The 339-nt window shown below is 71.7% G+C and carries 1 protein-coding gene; it reads left to right on the top strand.

Going from position 1 to position 339, the window contains the following annotated elements; all coding sequences use genetic code 11:
- A partial coding sequence (locus QN345_RS19975) for a hypothetical protein (protein WP_323509231.1) occupies nt 1-339 on the top strand: 339 nt, incomplete at both ends.

The following is a 339-nucleotide window of genomic DNA, read 5'->3' as shown; positions in this document are numbered from 1 at the left end:
GCCCAGAACCGGGCGACCGCGGCGCAGACGCTGATCAAGGCGGCCGCGCTCGGCCAGTTCCGTTACGGTCCAGGCGACTCGCCCTGGTACGGGGCGTCCTTCGCGGTGCCGGCCGAGGCATCCGCTGCCCACCAGCTCGCCAAGCGGGTCAACCAGGTCGAGCTGCCGCGCCTGCTCGAGCGTGCCGCCGGCCTCGTCGGCCAGACCCGGCTGCGGCCCTTCGAAACCATCGCAGAGCTCGGCGTGTACCTGCGGCTGCTGCTCGACATCCGCGACACCCTCGACAAGTTCCAGCCGGCCGTGTTCGACCGTTCGCTCACCGAGCTCATCTCGGCGGCC

It is taken from the genome of Cryobacterium sp. 10I1, from assembly GCF_035019805.1.
Classification (GTDB): Bacteria; Actinomycetota; Actinomycetes; order Actinomycetales; family Microbacteriaceae; genus Cryobacterium; species Cryobacterium glucosi.
The sequence above is the reverse complement of the archived record's forward strand: the minus strand, read 5'-3'. Positions and strand labels throughout refer to the sequence as shown.